The 23,715-nt window shown below is 48.2% G+C and carries 12 protein-coding genes; 3 read left to right on the top strand and 9 right to left on the bottom strand.

Going from position 1 to position 23,715, the window contains the following annotated elements; all coding sequences use genetic code 11:
• Positions 1–41 precede the first annotated feature (41 nt).
• Positions 42–563, top strand: coding sequence for a dihydrofolate reductase family protein (locus IC229_RS16945; RefSeq protein ID WP_190888193.1), 522 nt, complete (start codon positions 42–44; stop codon positions 561–563).
• Here the strand turns inward: IC229_RS16945 and IC229_RS16950 are convergent.
• Together IC229_RS16950 and IC229_RS16955 are read right to left on the bottom strand one after the other, a co-directional pair.
• Positions 555–2,036: a serine hydrolase domain-containing protein gene (locus tag IC229_RS16950; RefSeq protein WP_190888194.1), complete on the bottom strand. Its 1,482-nt coding sequence runs from the start codon at positions 2,034–2,036 to the stop codon at positions 555–557. The genes IC229_RS16945 and IC229_RS16950 overlap by 9 nt on opposite strands.
• 70 nt (positions 2,037–2,106) lie before the next feature.
• Positions 2,107–2,634 (bottom strand): Crp/Fnr family transcriptional regulator, encoded by a 528-nt coding sequence (locus IC229_RS16955; protein WP_317171589.1) that lies wholly within the window; start codon positions 2,632–2,634, stop codon positions 2,107–2,109.
• 333 nt (positions 2,635–2,967) lie between these two features.
• Here IC229_RS16955 and IC229_RS16960 point away from each other — a divergent pair, with 333 nt between their 5' ends.
• Together IC229_RS16960 and IC229_RS16965 are read left to right on the top strand one after the other, a co-directional pair.
• Positions 2,968–4,401, top strand: a complete 1,434-nt coding sequence (locus IC229_RS16960; protein ID WP_190888196.1) for a hypothetical protein — start codon at positions 2,968–2,970, stop codon at positions 4,399–4,401.
• Between the two features lie 47 nt (positions 4,402–4,448).
• Positions 4,449–4,904 carry a hypothetical protein gene (locus IC229_RS16965; protein WP_190888197.1) on the top strand — a complete coding sequence of 152 codons (456 nt, stop codon included), beginning with the start codon at positions 4,449–4,451 and terminating at the stop codon, positions 4,902–4,904.
• A 34-nt stretch (positions 4,905–4,938) separates the two neighbouring features.
• On the opposite strand, the gene IC229_RS16970 is transcribed toward IC229_RS16965, so the two are convergent.
• From IC229_RS16970 to IC229_RS17000, 7 genes are all read right to left on the bottom strand, one after another.
• Positions 4,939–7,554 carry a permease prefix domain 2-containing transporter gene (locus IC229_RS16970; protein WP_190888198.1) on the bottom strand — a complete coding sequence of 872 codons (2,616 nt, stop codon included), beginning with the start codon at positions 7,552–7,554 and terminating at the stop codon, positions 4,939–4,941.
• Between the two features lie 31 nt (positions 7,555–7,585).
• Positions 7,586–10,192: a permease prefix domain 2-containing transporter gene (locus IC229_RS16975; RefSeq protein WP_190888199.1), complete on the bottom strand. Its 2,607-nt coding sequence runs from the start codon at positions 10,190–10,192 to the stop codon at positions 7,586–7,588.
• Positions 10,193–10,267: 75 nt separating this feature from the next.
• Positions 10,268–12,922, bottom strand: coding sequence for an ABC transporter permease (locus tag IC229_RS16980; protein ID WP_223834040.1), 2,655 nt, complete (start codon positions 12,920–12,922; stop codon positions 10,268–10,270).
• Positions 12,923–13,022: 100 nt separating this feature from the next.
• A complete protein-coding gene (locus tag IC229_RS16985) occupies positions 13,023–15,623 on the bottom strand; it encodes an ABC transporter permease (protein ID WP_223834041.1) in 2,601 nt (866 codons plus the stop codon).
• 45 nt (positions 15,624–15,668) lie between these two features.
• A complete protein-coding gene (locus IC229_RS16990; RefSeq protein WP_190888200.1) occupies positions 15,669–18,296 on the bottom strand; it encodes an ABC transporter permease in 2,628 nt (875 codons plus the stop codon).
• A gap of 45 nt (positions 18,297–18,341) precedes the next feature.
• Entirely contained in the window at positions 18,342–20,930 is a 2,589-nt protein-coding gene (locus IC229_RS16995; RefSeq protein WP_190888201.1) for an ABC transporter permease, read from the bottom strand.
• Between the two features lie 87 nt (positions 20,931–21,017).
• Positions 21,018–23,672, bottom strand: a complete 2,655-nt coding sequence (locus tag IC229_RS17000; RefSeq protein ID WP_190888202.1) for an ABC transporter permease — start codon at positions 23,670–23,672, stop codon at positions 21,018–21,020.
• Between the last annotated feature and the right edge of the window lie 43 nt (positions 23,673–23,715).

Consider the following 23,715-nt stretch of genomic DNA (forward strand, 5'->3'; position numbering starts at 1 on the left):
TAGTTCGTTCGCAACTTTGCCGAAACGTAATGGATAATTGTATGCGTAAGGTAATTTTAGGACTGGCCGTTAGTCTGGATGGCTACATCGAAGGCCCAAACGGCGAATATGACTGGTGTTTCACCGATCAGGATTATGGTCTCAATGCGTTTCTGAAACGTATCGACGCGATTTTTATCGGGCGAAAAAGCTACGAATTGATGAATAATCCAGCCGAAGAAGCCAGCAACTATCAATTTTCGGAATACAAAAAATACGTTTTTTCGAACACACTTACCGAAGTAGGCGAGGACGTAGCGTTGATACGTGGCGATCTTAAAGAGCAAGTCAACGCCCTTAAAAGTCAACCCGGTAAAGATTTCTGGCTGTTCGGTGGCGCTGATTTAACGAGTTCCTTCATGAATGCCGGATTGGTCGATGAATTATTTCTGGCGGTTCACCCGATTTTACTGGGCGCCGGTAAGCCGTTGTTTATCAATCTTAAAGATCGAATTAAACTAACATTAACCGATTCGAAAACGTATTCCACTGGATTAGTTTCGCTCTACTACGAACTAAAGTGATACGTTAGCGGTACGTTTTGATCGGAAAATTTGCACCAGTCGGGTAACGGCGATTGCCAGATTCAGCAGGGCAATCAGGCCAAACCCTATTACGCCATCCGGCATCATCAGGAAAATACGTTCCCAGTTTAACACGCGGCCACTGATAGCCGTCAGCAGCGTTGGAATAAGCAGGAACGTAACAAAAGGGAGAAGGCGAACGAGTAAAAAAAACCATGAACGCCAAACAGGTCGCTGCTGATACGTTTGAAACCATTGGTTGATTCGGAAAAACCGTCGGATGGCTAATCCAATGAATAGTAACAATATAAGCCCGACGCCGATTGGTAAAATCCAATCAGGCAAGGTTGGTATCTCTGGTTCCTGACCAGCGAGAATATCGGTGACACCCCGTAGAAACGAATTGTAATCGACATACGGATTGATGCCGCTGTTGAAGAGCATTACAACGCCGTAACCATCTTTGGTGAGTAAAATCTGTTCGGCGCTGTACGTCCACAGAATACCACTGTGGTAGAGACTTGAATCACTCCGAACAATCCAACCCATGCCATAATGAAGCGAGATATTCGGGAGCGGGTTATGCATCAGCGTCATGGATTCGCGACTCAGTAGCTGTGTATCGCCAACACGTCCGTGCGCCAGTTGCAGACTGAGCCAGTGCCCCATATCGTTGACTGTAGAATGCATCCCGGCAGCCCCGTCAATAAACCAGTCCGGTTCCCGAACAGCGACAGGTTTTCCCAGAAAGAAAATATGGCCGTGGTCTATTTTATCAGAACCAATATAGAAAGACTTTGTGGTTGATACATCGCTGGTATGCGTCATGTGCAACGGTTGAAAAATGTGCTTTTGCAAATAGCCGGCAAACGGTTCGTGACTGACGGCTTCTACTATTTTTGCCAGCAGCCGGTAGTTCGGGTTGTGATAATGATACTGCTGGCCCGGCTCACTCACCAGTCGCGCTACATTGAATCGAGCCATAGCCTCATCCAACGTAGCGGGTTGTTGGCGAAAGGCTAATTCCGGAAATCCGGTGTCGGCTAGCCCGCTGGTTTGGTGCAACAATTGCCGGACGGTTATCGATTTAGCCCGATTATCTTCCGTAGAAAACGAAGGAACGTACTGAACGACAGGTACATCAAGCGAAATCCGTCCTGCTTCAACCAACTGCATAATCGCCATCGCTGTAAATGCCTTGCTGAGTGAAGCAATCGCGAAGGGTGTATTGGACGTAACGGGTACATTCGCGCTGGTTTTTCCATAGCCTTTCGAGAACAGCAACGTATCGTTATGCACCACGGCAATGGCCAGACCAGGAATACTACTTTTGTCCAATCTTTCCTGAACGTAGCGATCTAGTTTATTGGTCAGCGATTGAGCATACGTAGCGTGAACGAATACCGAACAACTGAAAAGTAGTACTAAGACAAATCGAATTGGAAGTATATTCTGTGTGAATCGGAGCATCATGTGGTTTGGCAGTTCGACCGGGCAAAATTCCGACGGAACGTAGTGCAATCCGTTTACATAGGTAAAGAAATCAGGACTGTGCCCATTTCTTTCGGATGCGGCTCAGTTGCGTGGGCGTAATGCCTAAATACGATGCAATATGATATTGTGAAATTTGCTGTTCCAGACCCGGATACTGCTCCTGAAAAAGTCGATAACGATTTTCGGCGTCCAGTAACACGATTTCAATTTCTTTACGTTCTTTTTCGACGAAATACCGTTCTGCAAACCGCCGACCAACCCGTTCCAAATCTGGATACGTATCATACATAGCTGTAAACGACTGATAGTTAGCCTGAAGTAGTTCGCAGTCGGTTAAAGCCTGCTGGATAATCTGATTGGGTTTGCCGGTAATTAGCGACGTGTATCCGCCTGCAATTGAAGGCGATACAAAGAAATGTTTGTTGTATTCCGTACCCTGCTGATCGCGATAAAAGCCGCGAATCACGCCCGATTGCACGAACGCAAATTGGGTAGCTAGCTGGCCTTCCTTAATAAAATAGTCTCCTTTTTTCAGCCGTGTTTCCGTAAAAAGCGTCTCTACCTGTTGCCACGTCACGTCGCTAATAGGCGAGAGATTGTGAAGAAATTGCCTGAACGTGACCAAAGTTATGCAAGATGGGTTTCGTAAACGAACATACCAAAGAGCTGACAGGTAATCAAACCTGATACTGATTTCAGTGCCAGATCATGAATTAAAACATATTGTAAACGTTTAATAAAGCTTCGTGAAAATGTAACTCTTTACATTGCAATATCAATAAGGATAATGTTTATCTTGTTAATCGATTGGTGAAAAGTGGGAATCAGGTAGTAATTAAATTCATTCCCAGTTTTACAACCAGTTTTTGTAAAAGATCAGTTATTGACGAGTATTATTCTTTAAACCTTTATGAAAAAAATTTCTACGTATTACGTGATTTTATTGGCCTGTATACCAGGCTTTTTATGGGCTCAAACTAACTATGTTGTCAATACGCCCAACTCGTCAACACCAGCTATGTTTAATACATTGGTTGGTCCCTTTGCTGGAAATGCCTCGATGTCAGGGTATTACAACACGTTCCTGGGATATACCGCGGGATACGTTAATGCATCGGGTTCTAATAATACGTTTTTAGGGTATGCTTCGGGAAGCACAAATGGCTCTGGTACTCAGAATAGTTTTGTAGGATTTGCCGCAGGACGAGAGAATACATCGGGTAGTTATAATAGCTTTCTGGGCTATGCTGCCGGACAATCAAATACAATAGGTAACTACAATACGTTTATGGGCTACAGGTCAGGTTACGCCAATACGCTGGGTAGTTACAATACGTTTGTCGGCAATTTCACCGGCTATACAAACTCACTAGGTAACAACAATACGTTTTTGGGTCATTATACAGGTTATAACAACTCAACGGGTAACAATAATACGTTCTTAGGATACTATACGGGCCTGGCTAACTCGACAGGTGCCCAAAATACCTTTCTGGGTTACTACGCTGGTGCCGCCAATACCACTGGGAGTAATAACACATTTGTGGGTCAACAGGCTGGTCAGAATGTTACCACAGGCAATAACAATATCATTATTGGCCCAGGATCGGGAACAGCCGTTACAACTGGTAATGACAATGTATTGATGGGTTACAATACGCAGACTGGTCAGGATCAGGGTGGGCATCATGTCATTATTGGGGGTGAAGCAGGAGGGGGGCTTTGGGCTGGTAGGAGTAATACCATGATTGGCCATCAGACCAGCGCTGAATCGACGGATCTACATCACGCGACGGCTATTGGCGCCGGGGCCCATGTTGCTGTTAGCGATGCAATAGTATTGGGAAATAATGCCAACGTAGGTATCGGTACGTCGGCACCGACAGCTCGTCTGGAAGTGGTTGCTCCTGAGGAACATAACAGTGGAATTCGTCTGCCCCGGCTCACCGCCAGCAGCCCGGCTACAGCGAAAACGGACCAGTTTCTGACCGTTAATGAGCGAGGTGAGGTCGTCAAAGGCCAATATCAGTTGCGTATTAACAATAGCGCGGAGTGGAGTGATAAAGTTTTCGAGGCTGGCTACCAGTTGCCTGCACTGAACTGGGTTGATACGTATGTGAAGCATCATCATCACCTGCCCGGAATCCCTTCGGCAGACGACGTAGTGAAACAGGGAATCGACCTGACTAAATTAAATGCTACGTTGCTGGAAAAAATTGAAGAACTCACGCTCTATACCATTCAACTAGAGAAGGCGGATAAGGCTAAACAACAGGAATTACAAGCGCTAAAAACCGAAGTGGGTGAGCTAAAGTCGCTGGTGAAGCAGTTACTGAAAAAATAGCAAAGGGTATTTGTAGAGACAGGGCATGCCCTGTCTCTACTGTAGGTATGCAAACCATCGATAAACGTATTAGTGCTGGACTGCTGGCATTCTGGGCACTTTACTTCTCCATCGTACTGCTCAGTAACAGCGCCGATGCGCTGAAAAGCCTGTCGATTCTTCCGACAGGCTGGCCGTTTGCATCAGGGAATTACGAACTGATTGTTAAGGTACTGTCTATTTATTCGTCGCCGGTCTGGGTGGCTGTTGGGCTGTTCGTCGGAGTAATACTTTGGGAAGCTCTGGGTGCTTTTCTATTCTGGAAAGCCTTTCTGGAAATGATCCGACAAACGCCATCTCACAAAGTCGCCATCCATCGTGCATTTGGTATTACGCTGGGCTTATGGGCGGCTTTTCTGCTGTCCGATGAGATCTTTCTGGCCTATCTGGTCGGTGATATAACCACTACACATTTCAATCTGCTGATTGCCGAACTGGCATCGTTCATTCTGATTCGGTTGTAGAGACAAGGCACGCCTTGTCTCTACGGGAACCAAATTATTCACTACGTAGTGATTTCACGGGGTTCATCAACGCGGCTCGGACGCTTTGTAATCCGACCGTGAGTAGAGCAATCGTTAATGCCAGTAAACCGGCCAGTACAAACACCCATCCGTCAATATCAATTTTATAGACAAACGCCTGTAGCCATTGATTCATGGCCCACCAAGCCAGGGGCGACGCGATCAGTATTGCCAGCAAAATCAGTTTGACAAACTCTTTGGAAAGCAACGTAACAATGCTGACTGCGCTGGCACCCAGTACTTTGCGTACGCCAATTTCTTTAGTGCGTTGTTCGGCGGTGAACGTAGCAAGGCCGAATAAGCCTAAGCAGGAAATCAGTACAGCTAGTCCCGCAAACATGGCGAAGATTTGTCCCGTGCGCGTTTCGACTCGGTACGTCCGGTTGAACGTATCGTCAAGAAATACGTACAGAAACGGCTTATCGGGGAATTGCTCGTGCCAGTACTGTTGAATTTGCTGGATGGTTCCGGGAATGGCTCCCGCCCGAATTCGAGCCGCAAACTGACCTTCCCAACCCGAATTGAGCGAGATGATCATGGGCTCTACTTTTTGCTTTAAATCCGCATGATTGTAATCGTCGATTACGCCGATAACCTGACCCTTCAGCGGAATTTCACGATACCCTTTCGGATTGGCTGGATCATACCCGTATGTATAATAGCCCGTCATTTTTCCATCGATGTTTTTCCAGCCGAAATAATTCATGGCGGCCCGGTTTACCAAAAAAGCCTGTTTGTCGGCAGTCCGGTTCGGGTCTAGATTCCGTCCGTTAATGATCTTAATATCAAACGTTTTCAGAAAATCACCATCGACGCTCAGATGACCGATACCCCCTGTTTTTGACCCTTTCGGAACGTACTCACTGAGTATTTTTTCGCCACGCAAACTTCCACTGCCCGGTAAACTAAACGCCCGTGTAGCGCCTTCTACGTTCGGCAGTTGAGCTACTCGTTGTTTAAACAACTCCTTTGCCTGGTCGGGGGCATCCCGTAAATCCATCGTCAGGATCTGATCGCGTTGGTAGCCAACGTTACGTTGCTGTACAAACTGCAGTTGTTTATAGACAACCAACGTAGCCACAATCATACCGATGGAAACGGCAAACTGCCCAACAATCAGTGTCTTACGTAACCAGCCGCCACCGCCGTTCGGGAGTCGGCTGCTGGTAAGGGCGGCAATGGGACGGAACGACGACAGCACAAATGCCGGGTAACTTCCTGCCAACAAGCCAACAAGTACCAATCCTGTCAGCAGCCAGCCGATACGTTCCGAGGTAATCATCGACTGAACCGTTAACTGCTTATCGGCCAATTCGTTGAACAGTGGTAAACTCAAAACCACAACCCCAACCGACAGTATTACGGCTATCACGAGAAACAGTGACGTTTCGCCCAGAAACTGCCCCCATAATTGCCCAAATGACGAACCTAAAACCTTCCGAACACCCACTTCCTTCGCTCGTTGTGTTGCCCGCGCCGTTGCCAGATTAACGTAGTTAAAACAGGCTAACCCCAGAATCAGCAGCGCCACAATGGCAAACACATATGCGTATGTCAAACGGTTGGTAGCCACCAGATTCGTACGGAGATAAATATCGGTGAGGGGAATCAGGTTGAGCTTCCAGACGCTCGTGTTGGGGTCGCCCAACTGCCGAGTATAAGTAGAAAATTGGGCCTTCAACGTAGCAATGTCAGCACCGGGTGCCAGTAGCAAGTACGTCCACGTATCGTTACTGCCCCAGTAGTTGTTCGTTACGTCGTAGCCAGCCAATTCGTTGGCATTGGCGTAGTTAGCCAGAAAATCCAGTTTAAGGTGCGAGTTGGTGGGTAGGTCACGTAACACACCCGTTACGTGCAGTGTCGCTTTGTTGTTGATACGTAGTGTTTGCCCCACCGGATTTGTTGCGCCGAAATACTTCCGGGCCATCCCTTCCGACAGGACGATTCCATACTGTTCCGTCAGGGCCGTTTGTGGATTCCCCTGCACCAACGGTAAAGTAAATACGTTGAACGCACTGCTATCAGCGAACCAGAAATTTGATTCGTAAGCTGCTGTCTGTCGGTTGGCGATCAGCGGCTTTATGCGCGACAGGCGCACCGCATCCGACACAGCCGAAAAACGCTGTTTCAAATCCGTAGCGAACTTTCCACCACTACTGGCCGAATTCTCGAACTGCTGAAATAAGACAATCCGGTTCGACTTCTTGTGGAACTGATCGTACGTCAGATCATCTAAAACGTAAGCCGTGATGAGCATGCAGCACACTAGGCCAAGCGTGAGGCCCAGTATGTTGACGAGGCTCGAAACCTTGTTTTTCTGAAGGTTTCGAAACGCGATTTTGATGTAGTTCTGAATCATGACAGGGTGCAGGAAATGAGTTGTTGAATACGTTTCAGGTTGTCGTTTATTCGAAAAAGTTGGTTTCAGAAACCCCACTACGTCCCACCAGTAGCGCCAGCGCGCCCGCCGTTCGCCAATACGTCGAACCTGATACGCAAATTCCTCATGCAGATCGCCCTGCACCTCCTCCAGTCGGTGAGGAGCGCAGAACAGACGTAGCAGTCGGTCGGCCAGGTGAGGTGGTTTCATGGTTGTCGTTTGTCTCTACCATAGAATGGTATTATTCACTACGTAACGATTTCACCGGATTCATCAGCGCAGCTTTGACACTCTGGAAACTGACCGTTAACAAGGCGATGGCAACGACCAAACCACCGGCCAGCGCGAATACCCACCAGCTAATGTCGATTTTGTAGGCAAACGTCTGAAGCCAGTTGTTCATGGCCCACCACGCAATCGGCGAAGCAATCAAAATGGCCAGCACAACTAGTTTCAGAAAATCTTTGGAGAGTAACGTAACGATACTTCCTACGGATGCGCCCAGCACTTTTCGGATGCCGATTTCTTTCGTCCGAACTTCAATAGAGAATGTCATCAGCCCCAGTAAACCCAGACAGGCTACCAGCAACGTAAGCGCCGTAAATCCATTGAACAAGCGAGCCAGCCGCTCTTCTTTGGCGTAGAGTTTGTCATAAGCCTCGTCCAGAAAATAGTAGTCGAAAGGAGCCGCCGGACGAGTAGCGTCATACAGTGTTTTGAGTTGGGCCAGCGCTTCCGGTACGTTCGTTTGTGGCTTTAGCCGGACGAGAATATAACCGCCATGTTCCAGCGCGGAGCGGCTGGTATCATTGACTACGGTTACCTTCATAGGTGAAACGGCACCATGCAGACTTCGTACATGAAAATCTACTGCTATACCGTCGGCGGGCTGGTCTTTTAACGGAGCCGGTTGCAGTAACGGATTGCCTTTAATACCAGCCTCCTGAATCAGCGTCTGATTGTAAATCCGTAATTCTTTCGTGATCGGGCCTTCATTCCAGCCAACCGGACGGTGCTGCCAGCGTACACCCATCATATCGAAAAATGGTTTGTCGACGGACAAGAAGTTCACCATGAGTTGTTTCTTATTCGTTTCCGTTTTCACGAACATCGTGGGGCAGTGATCGGTAAACAACGCTACGTTAGAAAATGCTACGTTCTCGCTTCCTGCCCATTTTCGTACCTCATCACGTAATCCTGGAAATTGGGAAGTCATTTCTGGGTCGACAAACATCGCTACGACTTGTGCCCGATTAATTCCCAGATTCTGCGTGCGGAGAAGGCGCATTTGGGTATAAAGCACGACACTGCAAATCAATAAGCCAATGCAGACCGTGAACTGAACGGTAGTGAAAATCTGTCGTAAGCCAGCTCCGCTATACCGCAGATTGGTGACCCCTTTAAGCACCAGCGCAGGCCGGAATCCCGATAGCATCAATGCCGGATAAGCTCCTGCCAGCAACGAACAACTGAACCATAACGAGATCATAAGCCCCCAGTACGGTCCTTGCGACAGTACGCGATTGTCCATGTGCAGGTCGAGCGAATGGTTTGCCCAGGGAAACAGCATCTGGAGTAAAGCCAGCGAGAACGCAAACGCCAACGTAGTGGTCAGAAACGATTCCAGAAAAAACTGCCCGATCAGTTCTCCCCGTTGTCCGCCGATGGCTTTGCGGATGCCTACTTCTTTGGCTCGTTTGGTGGCGCGGGCGGTGGTCAGGCTAACGTAGTTGATAACGGCCAGTGCCAGAATAACCAGAGCAATTGACAGTAAAATATAGAGCGATTGCCGGGTGGTTTTCGAATCGCTACGGCTGTCTAAATGCAACGAGGGTAACGCTTCAAGGAAGTATTTTCCTGTAATATCGGCAAACTGTACATCGGCTTTTACTTTATCCAATTTTTTCTCTACAGCCGCTACGTTCGCTCCCGGACGTAGCACCACGAAGGTGGTCAGAAATCCACCGCCTTTGTACACTTCCCGCTGATTAGGGCCAAGGGCAGGCATGGAACTCAACGAAACCAGCGCCTTAAACTGAATAATGGAATTGGTAGGCAAATCGTCCAATACCGCCGAAACTGTAAGTGGAAAATGTTTGTCATACGTTATCGTTTTACCTACGGGATTCTGATCGCCAAAATATTTCTCACTTAACGGGCGTGTTAGCACAATACGTCCTGGTTCGTTGAGCGCCGTGGCGGCATTTCCGTAGCGTACCCGAAGCCCCAGAACTGCTAGCGTAGGGGCATCGGCAAAGCCAATCTGCTCTTCTTTGAACCGATGATTCGGATCCGACTGAATGATGGCTTCTCCACTCGCGATACGAACAACTTCCTCAACATCAGGTATCTGGCGTTTTATTTCGCGCCCATACGATTCATGAAGGCCGGTGAACGTAACATCTTCACCACCAAACTTGACGATCGTCAGAATCCGATACGTTCGATCAGCGAAGGGTTGGAAACGGTCGTAGTGGAACTCATGCCAGACGTAGAGCGCAATGAACGTACTAACAGCCAGACCTACGGTTAAACCAGTGATATTCAATCCACTGAACAACTGATTTTTCCAGAGTTGGCGCAGGGCGATGGCAACATAGTTTCGGAACATGGTCAGATTAAGAAAAGTGGTTTTTGAATACGAATCGATTTGCTGTTTATTTGAAAAAGTTGGCTTTATGAAGCCCACTACGTCCCACCAGTAGCGCCAGCGCGCCCGTTGTTTGCCCACCCGACGTGCCTGCCAGGCAAATTCTTCATGCAAATCGCCCAGCACCTCCTCGTGCAGGTGAGGAACACAGAACAGACGTAGCAGACGGTCGGCCAGGCGGGGTGGGGTAGGTGGCATGGGGCAGAGGGGTTTTGGGCAAAGGGTTTGGGTTGGTGCAGGTTTTATCCTATGCCCCCAACCCCATGCCCGTTGCTATTCACTACGTAACGATTTCACCGGATTCATCAACGCGGCTTTGATGCTGTGGAAACTGATCGTGGCCAGTGCGACGACGATGGCCCCAGCGCCTACCAATCCAAAAACCCAGAGACTCAACTCGATGCGATAGGGATATTCGGCTAGCCATTGATTCATTAAGAACCAGGTTAAGGGTACCGCAATTACCAGGGCAGCAACTACCAGTTTTACAAAATCGCGGGAGAGTAACAGGATGATACCGGGGATACTGGCTCCCAGCACCTTACGAACCCCAATTTCTTTGGTACGTTGCTCAATGGCCATGAGTGCTACTGCAAATAAACCCAGGCACGATAGCAGAATCGCAATGCCAGATGCAAAACTGAAAATCATTGCCATCGACTCCTCGTTCCGGTATAAGGCATCGATATTTTCGTCAACAAACGTGCCTGTAAATTCGGCTCCCGGTGCTATTTCGGTCCAGAGATGTTTCAGCTTTTCCATTGAGCTGTTTAGGCTCTGCGGAGTAACCCGAACGAAAATGTAGCTGATTTCCTCCCTACTAGAAATGTGCATTGTAATAGCCTTCGGCTTCTGCTGAAGGGAATACAGATGATAATCAGGTATTAAGCCAATGATCTGGATTTTTGCTCCGGCTGTATCAGTTTGGAAAAACGTACCGACGGGATTTTTTTCGCCAAGTTGTTTGGCCATTGTTTCCGTAATGACAACCCGGTCCAATGAATCAGATGGGAAGGCAGGGCTAAAATCACGTCCAGCTAATAGTTTGATATTCAGCGTTTTTAGATAGTCATAGTCAACCAATAGCCAGTCGGACGCAATTTCTTTTTCCTTATGCGTAAAACTGAGAATACCCCTCGACGTAGAGCCATCTTTACCCCGACCCAGGTTTACTCCGGAACCCGAAATGGCCAGTACAGATGGATCATTCCTGAGTTTGTTACGTAGACGCTGTACCAATTGCCGACCGCTGTATTTGTTGCCCACTGGAATACTGATCACCTGTTCTTTCTCAAAACCCAGCGGCCTTGTCCGCAAATAATCGACCTGCTGAATGGCGAAGATCGTGCAGCAGGTAAGCAGGCAGGAAATAGTAAATTGCGTCACGATCAGTGAGTTGCGAAGAAATCCCGGTCGTTTTACGGTAATCTTGCCTTTTAAGACTTCTACGGTATTGACTTTGGTCATTTGCCAGCTTGGATAACCTCCGGCGACTAGCGTTACCAGCAGAAACATACCTAAAATACCCGCAATGGCTCCCGGCTGAAGGAGATAATCCATAATAATTTTCGCATTGAAATAGGCGTTGAAGGCCGGCACGAGTAGAAAAGCAAGGAGCGTACCGATAACAAAGCCCGCCAGACAAAGCAGCGCCGATTCGCCCCAAATCTGGGTAAACAACTGTTTTTTCAACGCCCCTAATGATTTCCGAACACCAACCTCCCGGGCACGGGTAAAGGATCGGGCAATGCTGAGGTTTATAAAATTGATACTGGCAATCAGTAAGATAAAAACCGCCATCCCTAATAAGGCATATACTAGGGCAATGGGTGCGCCAGAGTTGGCAATTTCCCTGTCGAAGTGAACATTAGCGAGTTTTTGAAACCGAATAGCAACCAGGTCACCCCGCTCATCGGGCTTGCCCCCCTGTTTTTTTAGTTTCTCCAGATCGTCCGAAAAGTATTTCTGTGCAAAGGGCTTTAGTCGGTTTTCAAGGGCAGCCTGCGTTGCGTTTGGCGCCAGCTTTACATAAACCGTGTGGTTATAGGCGTCCCATTGATTTTTAGAATTCTGATACCCAGGTGCATTTTCGATCCGAACCAGTGAATGGTACTGAAGCGATGAATTGTCGGGCGAATCGGCTAACACGCCCGTTACGATGTATTCCTTCTGATTGCCAACGCTTCCCAGACGTAGCGTTTTGCCAATCGGGTCTTCAGTGCCAAAAACAGCTTTGGCCGTACTTTCGTTGATAACCAGACTACTCAGATCACGTAGCGCCAGTGATCGGTTTCCCTTGAGCATAGGAAACGAAAACACCTTTAGAAAATCAGCGTCGACATACTTCACATTTTTTTCGACGAACTTCCCTTTATAGTCAAACAGACTGCTACTCTCCAGAAATCGGGTTGCGGCTTCCACTTCCGGGTATTCGTTCTTTAAGGCAGGCGTCAACGGCAACGGCATTCCACCCGTACGACTGGCTTTGTCTGGGTTATTGATGAAGCGATATACCTGAAAAATGCGGTCGCCATCCTCATGGAAGGAATCGAAGGTGAGTTGGCGATACACCATCTGAAATAAAAACGTACAGACGCAAAAAGCCACCGAAAGGCCAAACACATTGATGGCGGCATAGCCCTTGCTGCGCCAGAGCGAACGAAGCGCAATTTTGATATAGTTACGTAGCATAAGTGTGCTTATTTGAGATGATGTTGAATACGTATTTGCTTGTCGTTTTCTTAAAAATGTTGGTTTGAGGAAACTCACTACGTCCCACCAGTAGCGCCAGCGCGCCCACCGTTGGCCGAGACGTCGTGCCTGATAAGCGAACTCTTCGTGCAAGTCGCCCTGCACTTCCTCCAATCGGTCAGAAGCGAAGAACAGACGTAGTAGTCGGTCGGCCAGGCGGGGTGGGGTAGGTGGCATGGGGTTTCGTTTGTTTGTAGAGACAAGGCATGCCTTGTCTCCTGTGCGTTAGCAACAAACCATCCGATCATGAGACAGGTCATGCCCTGTCTCTACATAATCATTCTGAACGTAGTGATTTAACTGGATTCATCAAGGCGGCTTTTATGCTTTGGAAACTGACCGTCAGCAGGGCGATGGCAAGGGCTAAGAAACCCGCTAGCACAAAGACCCACCATTGAACGTCAATCTTATAGGCGAAATCCTGTAACCACTGGCTCATGGCATACCAGGCAATGGGCGTAGCTATCAGAATGGCGATGAGTACCAGTTTGATAAAATCTTTCGCCAGCATCTGAATGATGCTCGATACGCTGGCTCCCAATACTTTACGGACGCCGATCTCACGAGTACGTACCTGCGCCGTATACGTAGCAAGTCCGAATAGACCTAAAGCAGAAATAAGAATGGCTATTCCCGCAAACACATTGAACAGCAGCCCCGTTTGCTGTTCCGACTTATAGAGTCGATTAAAGGAATCGTCCAGGAACGCGTAATCAAATGGGAAGTCTGGGTTGTATCGCTTGTAGGCACGCTGCGCTGCGGCAATAGCTTCCTGTGCATTTTGGCCAGTCGTTTTGACGTACAGCGCCCGCATCTGGCTGGGTCTATAGTAGAAAATGGCCGGTTCAATTTTCTGGCGCATCGACTCAAAATGGAAGTCTTTCACTACGCCGACAATGGTGCCTTTGTCTTTCCACAGTCGGAACGATTTGCCAATTGGGTCGTTGATGCGAGCCCGTTTAACAGCGGTTTCGTTCAGAATAAAATGCAGTGAATCAGCCGGTGAATCCGTGAAATTAACGCCCCGCAATAGCTGTATTTTAAAAAATGGAATAAAATATTTGTCGATGGCAACGGGCCGTATAAACATGGTTTCGCCTTTTTCCTTGCCATCCCATTCGTTATCGCCGGTTTGTGCGCCAATCTGAACGATATTGCTGCTGGCCCGGGCAACAGCCGCTATGCCGGGCTGATTCAGTAAATCGGCTTTTACGGCGTCGTAATGCTGACTCATCTCATCCCGCATGAAAAAGCCGAACACATGCGTTTTGTCGTAACCAAGTTCTTTCGACTGGATGTACTTCAACTGATTGCTGATAATCAACGTACTGGCAATCAGGATCACCGATACCGCAAACTGGGTTACGACCAGCACTCTTCGGAACGTAGCTTCGCTCAGCCGGGGCGATACTTTTCCTTTCAGGGCTTTCAACGGTTCAAAAGACGAGAGAAGCAAAGCAGGATAAATGCTCGACGCTGCCAGCGTACCGACAATCGTTAGCCCAATAAGCCGCCAGAGCCGATAGTCTGAGAAATCCAGCACCAGTTCTTTTCCCGATAGCTGATTGTAAGCGGGTAGTAGCGCATACATTAGCCCGAATGCCAGTATAGTAGCCAGCGCAAACAGCAGGGCCGTCTCGATCAGAAACTGCATAAATAACTGACTCTTAGCCGCTCCCACAATTTTCCGCATACTCACCTCTTTGGAACGTAGCAGAGAGCGGGCCGTGGAAAGATTGACGTAGTTGATGCAGGCAATCACCAGAATCAGCAGCGCAATAATCGAAAACATACGTACCGTTTCGATACCGCCATTACTGCCATCGGCCCGGTATAAGTGCATATCTGCCAGAGGTTGGAGCAGATACGTCAGGTCGGTATCGTCGGGTTTGTTACGTAGGTGAATGTTTCGTAGTTTATCGGTCAGTTGATCGATCGAAGCATCCGGTTGTAATACATAATACGTATCGTAGTTGAAATTATGGAAGTCATTCCTTTGATCACGACCATCCGTTCGTTCGCGATACATAGTGTCAAACATCAGCGAAATTGGCAGCACCATGTCGCGCTGGATACTCGAATTTTTTGGGAAATCCCGAATTATGCCACTGACTTTGAACGAGTTATTGTCAGTAGTTGTCAGTACTTTGCCAATTGGATTGTCATTTCCAAAATACCGTTTCGCCGTGCTTTCCGTCAATATAATCGAATGATTATCCGGGAATGGATTCACTGGATTCCCCTGAATCAATGGGAAATCGAACATGGAAAACAGCGTCGGATCAGCGAAGGTTGTATTTTCTTCATTGACCGTTTTATCCTTGTATTTAAACAAGGTGTATATATAGTTATACGATAACCGAACGGCCTCTTTAATTTCCGGCAGTTCTTTTTTGCCCATTTCGGCGATGGGCGCTACAGTCGATGTCCAGATTTGCCGACTACTACCCGTTCCGGCCCAGTTTTCGAGTCGGTACATATTGGCCGATTGCTGGTGAAAACGGTCGAAGCTAAGTTCATCCTGGACCCAAAGTAAAATCAGCATACCGACAGCCAGTCCGGCGGTTAGTCCTGTAATGTTGATAAGTGAATAGAACCGGTTTTTAACCAGATTTCGCCAGGCTGTTCTAAAATAATTACGTATCATAATTGAACTCATTAAGTAGGTTGTTGAATACGTATCAGATTGTCGTTTACTCAAAAAAGTTGGTTTCAGAAACCCCACTACGTCCCACCAGTAACGCCAGCGCGCCCGCCGTTGGCCGATACGTCGCAGCTGATACGTAAATTCCTCGTGCAAATCGCCCTGCACTTCCTCCAGTCGGTCGGAAGCGCAGAACAGACGTAACAGTCGGTCGGCCAGGCGGGGTGGGTTCATGGTTTTTCGTTTGTAGAGACAAGGCATGCCTTGTCTCTACGTGGGTTATTCACTACGTAACGATTTCACCGGATTGACCAGGGCGGCTTTGATACTTTGGAAACTGACTGTCAGTAACGTAATGAATAGGGCACCTGCACCTGTAGCGGCAAAAATCCACCACGATATGTCGGTTCGATACTCGTATTTCTGGAGCCATTTGTTCAGGAAGTTATACGCGATGGGCGTAGCGATTCCGAAGGCGATAATGACTAATACGACAAAATCTTTTGAGACTAACCCCCACAGATTCAGGACTGAAGCTCCCAATACTTTTCGTACCCCAATCTCTTTGGTACGTTGCTCGGCAATAAACGACGCCAGCCCAAACAAGCCCAGGCAGGAAATGAAAATGGCCAACGTAGCAAAGACCGAAGCCAGCTTGCCGATACGTTCTTCGGCGGCAAACTTCAGCGCATATTCAGTATCGACAAAGTCGTAGTTGAACGGCGACGATGGATTGTATTTCTTAAAAACAACTTCAATACGTTGTAACGCTTCGTTGGCGCTGGAAGCCGGATTAATGCGGATGGTGACGAAATTGGCTGCTCGTCTGGGAATAAAATAAATGGTCTGCTTAACGGGGTCGTAGGGCGACGACATCAGCATGTCTTTCACGACACCAATGACCTTGAAACTGCGGTCGCCCCACTGAACGATCTGTCCAACCGGACGTTTTAAACCCATAAATTTGACGGCTGCTTCATTCAGAACGAACCCGGAGGAATCCGTCTGAATGGCTCTGGAAAAGTCTCGCCCGTCGGTAAATTTCCAGCCAACCGTTCTGCCAAAATCATGCGATACGCCAATGGTTGCAAAGTCGGTTTGCAAGGCGGGGTCTTTTCCCTTCCAGTTGAAACCCGTATTGTTCGACCATACATCGGTAGCTGGACTCATTGATTCGGCAAGGGCCAGCACCGTTCCTGATTTGGTCAGCTCATCCCGAACGGCATCAAAATGGTCATGAATGTCGGGCGTACTCATGTGCATCATCACCAACCCTTCGCGGTTGTAGCCTATCGGCCGGTTTTTTGCGTGGAGAATTTGCCGGTATACGACGACTGTTCCGACAATCAGCGTAATCGAAACGGTAAACTGCATCACGACCAGAACTTTTCGGGGAAGTCCCGCCATCCGTCCAAAACGAAGCCCGGAAATTGTTCCTTTTAGTACTTTGATGGGTTGGAAGGACGACAGGTAAAAAGCGGGGTAACTACCAGTCAATAAGCCGGTTATCAGGCAGAAGCTTAATCCGGCCAGCCAGAAAAAGGGACTGAGCCAGGGCATCGTCATTTGCTTATCGGCAACGTCATTAAAGAAGGGCATCGTAAGCTGCGCCATCAGCAGAGCGAGGACAAAAGACAACCCAACGACCAGAAACGATTCGCTCAGAAACTGGCTGATCAACTGTCGACGTAGCGAACCGATGGCTTTGCGGATACCCACTTCTTTGGCTCGTTTTTCACTACGTGCCGTACTCAGATTCATGAAATTGATGCAGGCCAGTAGCAGCACAAACAATCCTGTGCAGCTGAATAACCATACAAATTCAATACGTCCGCCCTCGTTCTCGCCGTTGACCCAATCGGTGTGTAAGTGCCACCGGTTCATTGGATACAAGTGTATTTCTGGCTGGAATTTTACCTCATCTGCACCGCCTTTCTGTTGCTTGATAAGCCGGATTTTTTCAGAAACTGCGGCTGGATTGACGTTTTCGGCGAGTTGAACGAACAGTTGAAACGAGTTTTGCCCCCATTCGTTTTCGTCGTTTGCCTTTTTCACCCAATCGGTCGATGCTACGTATAGATCCCAGGGGGCAATAAATCGAAGATCCTGAAATTCGGAGTTGTAGGGTATATCCTCATAAATACCCGTTACTTTAACGTCCAGATTGTTGTCGATTTTGATCAACTTGTCCAGCGGATCGGTCGAGCCGAAAAGCGCTTTCGCTACTGATTCAGACAGTAAAATGGATGACGACTGCTGCAATCCTGACGGCGACCCTTTGATCATTTTTAACGACAGAAGTTCAGGAGCGTCAGGTGTCATGAAGGCCCCCATTTTGGTAAACTTAGTATCACCAAAAGTCAGCATATGGCGGGTGTTCCAGGACGAAAGTGTTACGTGTCTGAAGTCGGTACCGTACTCATTTTGCAACACTTTCGCCACCGGAATCGGAATGCCCTGTGTGGTCAGAATTTCGCCGTTGACGGTACGTTGGTGTACGACCCGGGCAATTCGGTCGTGGTTTTTGTGATACGCATTGAATGTCAACTCATCATACACCCATAAGCCAATCAGCAGGGCAACCGCCATGCCCACGGCCAATCCGCCGATGTTAATGAAGGAATACACCTTATTTTTCGCCAGACTACGAAACGCGATTTTGAGATAATTTCGAATCATCATTGGGTGAATGGAATTAGGTATTGAATACGCCTTAGTTTCTCTTCTGATCGCGAATGGACTAATAAACCCCACTACGTCCCACCAGTAACGCCAGCGCGCCCGCCGTTGGCCGATACGTCGCAGCTGATACGTAAATTCCTCGTGCAAATCGCCCTGCACTTCCTCCAGTCGGTCGGAAGCGCAGAACAGACGTAACAGTCGGTCGGCCAGGCGGGGTGGGTTCATGGTTTTTCGTTTGTAGAGACAAGGCATGCCTTGTCTCTACGTGGGTTATTCACTACGTAACGATTTCACCGGATTGACCAGGGCGGCTTTGATACTTTGGAAACTGACTGTCAGTAACGTAATGGCTAAGGCTCCGATGCCAGACGCGGCAAAAATCCACCACGCGATTTCAGTTCGATACTCGTAATGTTGAAGCCAGTTATTCAGGTAGTAATAGGCAATTGGGCTGGCAACGAAGCAGGCAATGAGTACCAGAATGATGAAATCGCGGGATAATAAACTCCACAGATTGAAAACTGAAGCGCCTAATACTTTCCGAACGCCGATTTCTTTGGTACGTTGTTCGGCCACAAACGAGGCTAATCCGAAGATACCCAAGCAACTAATGAAAATGGTCAGGATGGCAAAGAAGCTCGCCAGTCGACCGATACGTTCCTCGGCGGCAAACTTCTTGGCGTATTCCTGGTCGGCAAATTTGTATTCAAATGGAGCCGCTGGATTGATTCGTTTGAAAACGGTTTCCAGTTTGCTTAAGGCCATTTGAGCACTTAGCGCAGGATTCAGTTTGATATGAATGACGTTTAAGGGTCGTTCATTGGTGTTCATCATGAACACGGTAGGTCTGGCAGGTTCGAAGGGCGATGTCATGACCATATCTTTGATAACACCGATGATCTTCCAGTTTTTTTCGTGCCAGCGGATGGTTTCGCCAATTGGTTTCTTGAGTCCCATCAGTTTAATGGCAGCTTCGTTGAACATAAATGTGGCTGAATCGCTGGTAAACTGCCTTGAGAATTGTCGCCCTTCCTTTATTTTCCATCCCACTACGTTGCCGAATTCAGGCGTAATCGAAATCGTACCAAAGGCAGCGGTTCGGTTGGGGTCTTTGCCCCGCCACTCCAGATTATTCGCCCCCGACCAGATATTGGTCATTGGACTCGACGATTCAGCCATGTCGGCCACGACGCCGGTAGCCATCAATTCATTCCGAATCGCATCGTACCGCCCCTGAATTTCAGGCGTATTCATCGTAATGTTGATTAGCCCTTCGCGGCTATAACCTACGGGTCGATTTTTGGCAAACTGGATTTGGCGGAACACGATGATCGTGCCGATAATCAGCGTAACCGATACGGTGAACTGCACCACCACCAGAACTTTGCGCGGAATGGACGCCAGTCGTCCCAGGACAAACGTGCCTTTGAGCACTTTAATCGGCTGAAACGACGATAGGAACAAAGCCGGATAACTGCCTGCTACAAAACCTGTTAAGCCGATAAAGCCGAGGCAGATCAGCCAGAAACGCGGGTCGTTCCATAAAATGGCGGTGGTTTTGTCTGCTACGTCGTTAAAGAAGGGTAGCGTTAGTTGCACCAGACCCAGCGCCAGCAAAAACGATAGCCCTACAACCAGAAACGATTCGCTAAAAAACTGACCAATTATCTGACTACGTAACGATCCAATCGCTTTTCGAATGCCCACCTCTTTAGCCCGTTTTTGCGAGCGGGCCGTGCTCAGATTCATGAAATTGATGCAAGCCAGCAGCAACACAAAAACGCCAATGCAGCTAAACAACCACACAAACTCAATACGTCCACCCGCGTTAGTACCGTTTTTGAACTCGGAGCGCAGATACCAGTCGTTCATTGGGTGCAGAAAAAGCTCCGACTGCGTTTTATCCTTTGGTATGTGATTGTGAAAGACGTCTTTGATTTTCGTTGATACGTCCTTAAAATCCCGATTTGGGTGTAGTTGGGCGATAATGGCGAACGAGCTGCTTCGCCAGTTATCCATGCCCTGCCCCGATTCGAAAAGTAAACCGATTGGTGCGATAAACGCCAGGTCTTTAAACGTAGTATTATGCGGCAAATCCTCGAAAACGCCTGCTACCTGAACGGTATATCGATTCCCAATCTTAATGGTTTTTCGAAGTGGGTCAACGTCGCCAAAGAGCGCTTTCGCTGTTGACTCGGCGAGCAGAACGGTGTTTGAATTCTGTAGACCCTGCCGGGTTCCCCGAAGCATGGACAGGGTCATCATTTCCGGAAAATCGGCTTCGGTGAAGCTTCCGAACCTTGTGAGTTTCTTGTCGTCGTAGGCTAGAATCTGGTCGAATTCGGACGAAGCCACTACCGATTTAAAATCACTTGCATACTTGGTCCGGAGTTCATGACTCATCGGCATTGGCAGTGACCTGGAGGTACTAATACCCTGTTCCAGCGTCTGGTTTTCCACGACCTGTACAACCTGATCGTGGTTTTTATGGTACGTGTTGTACGATAATTCGTCATACACCCACAAACCAATTAGCATCGCCACGGCCATTCCAACCGATAATCCACCAATATTGATGGCAGAATACCCTTTGCTGTTCACAAGGTTCCGCCAGGCTGTTCTGAAATAATTACGTAACATAATAGGGTTTGTTGAATACTGTTCTTTTTGTCGTTTACTCAAAAATGTTGGCTTAATGAATCCCACTACGTCCCACCAGTAACGCCAGTGCGCCTGCCGTTGGCCGTTACGTCGCACCTGATACGCGAACTCTTCATGCAAATCGCCCATCACCTCTTCCAGTCTTTCAGACGATAGAAAGAGACGTAGCAGACGGTCGGCGATTTTGGGTGGTTGCATAGGGTTTGATTTGGATCGGGATTTGTAGAGATAAGGCATGCCTTGTCTCTACATGCGCCAGCAATAAACCATCCGGCGTAGAACGTATCATTCACTACGTAGTGATTTCACGGGATTGACCAGCGCGGCTTTTATGGTTTGGAAACTGACGGTTAGCAACGTAATGAGCAGAGCACCAACGGCAGAACCCGCGAATACCCACCACGATAGTTCGGTTCGATAATCGTAGTCCTTCAGCCAATCGCTCAGATAATAGTAGGCAATGGGCGACGCAATCAGACAGGCGATAATCACCAGCACCACAAAGTCTTTCGACAGCAAACTCCACAGATTTAAGACCGATGCACCCAGCACTTTGCGAACACCGATTTCTTTGGTACGTTGTTCGGCCACAAACGACGACAGCCCAAATAAGCCCAGGCAGGAAATCAAAATAGCCAGTATGGCAAAGCTGCCAGCCAGTTTACCGATACGTTCCTCTGACGCAAACTTTTTACCGAATTCTTCGTCGGCAAACTTATAATCGAATGGGGCAGACGGTACGTGTTTCTTAAAAATAGATTCGATGGTAGCAATGGACTGACTGGCACTCCGGGCTGGATTTAATTTGAGCATTATCCAGTTGACGTTCTCATAATCCATGATATAGATTGCCTGTTTCACGGGTTCATAAGGCGATTCTGCCAATACGTCCTTGATAACCCCGACAATCGTAAAATAGTCAGGCTTATTGGTATCACTTTCCTCTCCCCATTTGACGACTGTGCCGAGCGGATGCTCAAGGCCCATGAATTTGACGGCGGCTTCGTTGATCACAATGGCCGACGAATCGGTTGTGAACTTCCTCGAAAAATCCCGGCCTTCCTTGAATTGCCAGCCAACCGTTTTGCCGAAGTCGTGGGTAACCCAAACCGTCGCGAAATCAGAGTCGAGAGATGGATCTTTACCGGGCCAGCTGAAGCCACCATTATTCGACCAAATGCCCGTTAACGGACTGGACGACTCGGCCATTTCCTGAATAACCCCCGCATTTTTAAGGTCTGTTTTTAGTACGTCGTATTTGCCATAATACGCGGGCGACATCATCTGCATCATCAGCAGTCCATTGTTGTCGTAGCCAAGGGGCCGATTTTTGGTGTGCTGAATTTGCCGGTAAACGATAATGGTTCCGATAATCAGTGTAATGGAAACCGTGAATTGAACCACCACCAGCACTTTGCGCGGAACAGCCGCCAATCCACCTACTTTGAAAGTCCCTTTTAAGACCTTAATTGGCTGGAACGAAGAGAGATAGAACGCGGGATAGCTGCCTGCCAGCAACCCGGTAATTAGAATAAAGCTAAAACTCGCCAGCCAGAATGAGGCATTGGCCCAGGGGAACGCTATCTGCTTGTCGGCCACCTCGTTGAACCAGGGTAAAAGAGCGAGTATAAGCAGTATAGCACCGCCAAACGCAAAGACAACTACCAGAAATGACTCACTAAAAAACTGATTGATTAGCTGGCTGCGTACTGATCCTACAGCTTTGCGTATGCCCACTTCTTTGGCTCGTTTTTCACTACGTGCCGTACTCAGATTCATGAAATTGATGCAGGCCAGCAGCAGCACAAATAGGCCCACAATGGCAAACAACCGAACGTACTGCATATAGCCCCCCGTTTGGATGCCCTCTTCCCAATTGGAATGCAGACGCCAGTCGCTCATTGGGTGAAGAAACATCTCCGATTTATATTTCTTCTGGTGGTCTGGTACGTTGTTTAATTTGGAATTTTTGATTCGGGAACTCACCGTTTCCATGTCCATATTATCAGCGATCTGGACAAATAGCTGGAAGGAGTTATTGTCCCACACACGCTGATCAAGAGCCTGTTTTACCCAGGGCTGTGTTGCTACGTACAACGCCCATGAAGCAATGAACGTAAGCTCGCGAAATTCGGTGTTGAAGGGTAGATCTTCATAAACCCCCGTTACGCGAACATCTGCCTTGCCGTCAATATTGATGAGTTTCCCCATCGGATTGTCCTGTCCAAAAAGTGATTGGGCCGTTGAGGCCGACAGTAAAATGGTGTTGGTTTCTTTCAGACCATTACGGCTGCCTTTCAGCATGTGCAACGACAGGATTTCGGGCATTTCGAAGCCCATGTAATTGCCTGTTCGCGTGATCTTTTTATCACCGTATGACAGAATGCGATCGCCCTGCCAGGTGGCCATCGCCAGGTGTTTAAAGTTATTGCCGTACTTATTCCGCAATTCATCGCCCAACGGAGCTGGAATTGAGTTCTGTGAACTGATGTGCCCGTTAGACGTCTGATGTTGCATAACCTGGGCAATGCGGTCGTAGTGCTGGTGGTAGGTGTTGTAGGATAGTTCGTCGTATATCCACAGGCCAATCAGCATCGCAACCGCCATACCGACAGCCAATCCGCCAATGTTTATAGCGGAATAACCTTTATGTCTGGTCAGATTCCGAAAAGCGATTTTTAAATAATTACGAAGCATGTCTGTGTTTGATGGATTTGAATACTGTTTTGGTTCGTGCTTAATCGCAGATGACCCTCCGGTCCGGGGCTTTAGAAATCCTACTACGTTCCGCCAGTAATGCCATTTCGCCCGTTGCTCGCCAACTCGACGTAGCTGATAGGCAAATTCTTCGTGCAAATCGCCCTGTACTTCCTCCAGTCGATGAGGAGCGCAGAATAGACGTAGCAGTTGGTCGGCCAGGCGGGGTGGGGTAGTTGGCATAGGGCAGAGGGGTTTGAGCATTGGGTAGGGGTTGGTGCCGGTT

Origin of the sequence: Spirosoma profusum, from assembly GCF_014699005.1 — a bacterium.
Taxonomy (GTDB): Bacteria; Bacteroidota; Bacteroidia; order Cytophagales; family Spirosomataceae; genus Spirosoma; species Spirosoma profusum.

Bases quoted from the DNA above. Each gene is read 5' to 3' on its own strand.
- IC229_RS16985 (WP_223834041.1), bottom strand. From the start codon at position 15,623: ATGAACCCACCCCGCCTGGCCGACCGACTGTTACGTCTGTTCTGCGCT.
- IC229_RS17000 (WP_190888202.1), bottom strand. From the start codon at position 23,672: ATGCCAACTACCCCACCCCGCCTGGCCGACCAACTGCTACGTCTATTC.
- IC229_RS16990 (WP_190888200.1), bottom strand. From the start codon at position 18,296: ATGAACCCACCCCGCCTGGCCGACCGACTGTTACGTCTGTTCTGCGCT.
- IC229_RS16945 (WP_190888193.1), top strand. From the start codon at position 42: ATGCGTAAGGTAATTTTAGGACTGGCCGTTAGTCTGGATGGCTACATC.
- IC229_RS16970 (WP_190888198.1), bottom strand. From the start codon at position 7,554: ATGAAACCACCTCACCTGGCCGACCGACTGCTACGTCTGTTCTGCGCT.
- IC229_RS16950 (WP_190888194.1), bottom strand. From the start codon at position 2,036: ATGATGCTCCGATTCACACAGAATATACTTCCAATTCGATTTGTCTTA.
- IC229_RS16965 (WP_190888197.1), top strand. From the start codon at position 4,449: ATGCAAACCATCGATAAACGTATTAGTGCTGGACTGCTGGCATTCTGG.
- IC229_RS16995 (WP_190888201.1), bottom strand. From the start codon at position 20,930: ATGCAACCACCCAAAATCGCCGACCGTCTGCTACGTCTCTTTCTATCG.
- IC229_RS16960 (WP_190888196.1), top strand. From the start codon at position 2,968: ATGAAAAAAATTTCTACGTATTACGTGATTTTATTGGCCTGTATACCA.
- IC229_RS16980 (WP_223834040.1), bottom strand. From the start codon at position 12,922: ATGCCACCTACCCCACCCCGCCTGGCCGACCGACTACTACGTCTGTTC.
- IC229_RS16975 (WP_190888199.1), bottom strand. From the start codon at position 10,192: ATGCCACCTACCCCACCCCGCCTGGCCGACCGTCTGCTACGTCTGTTC.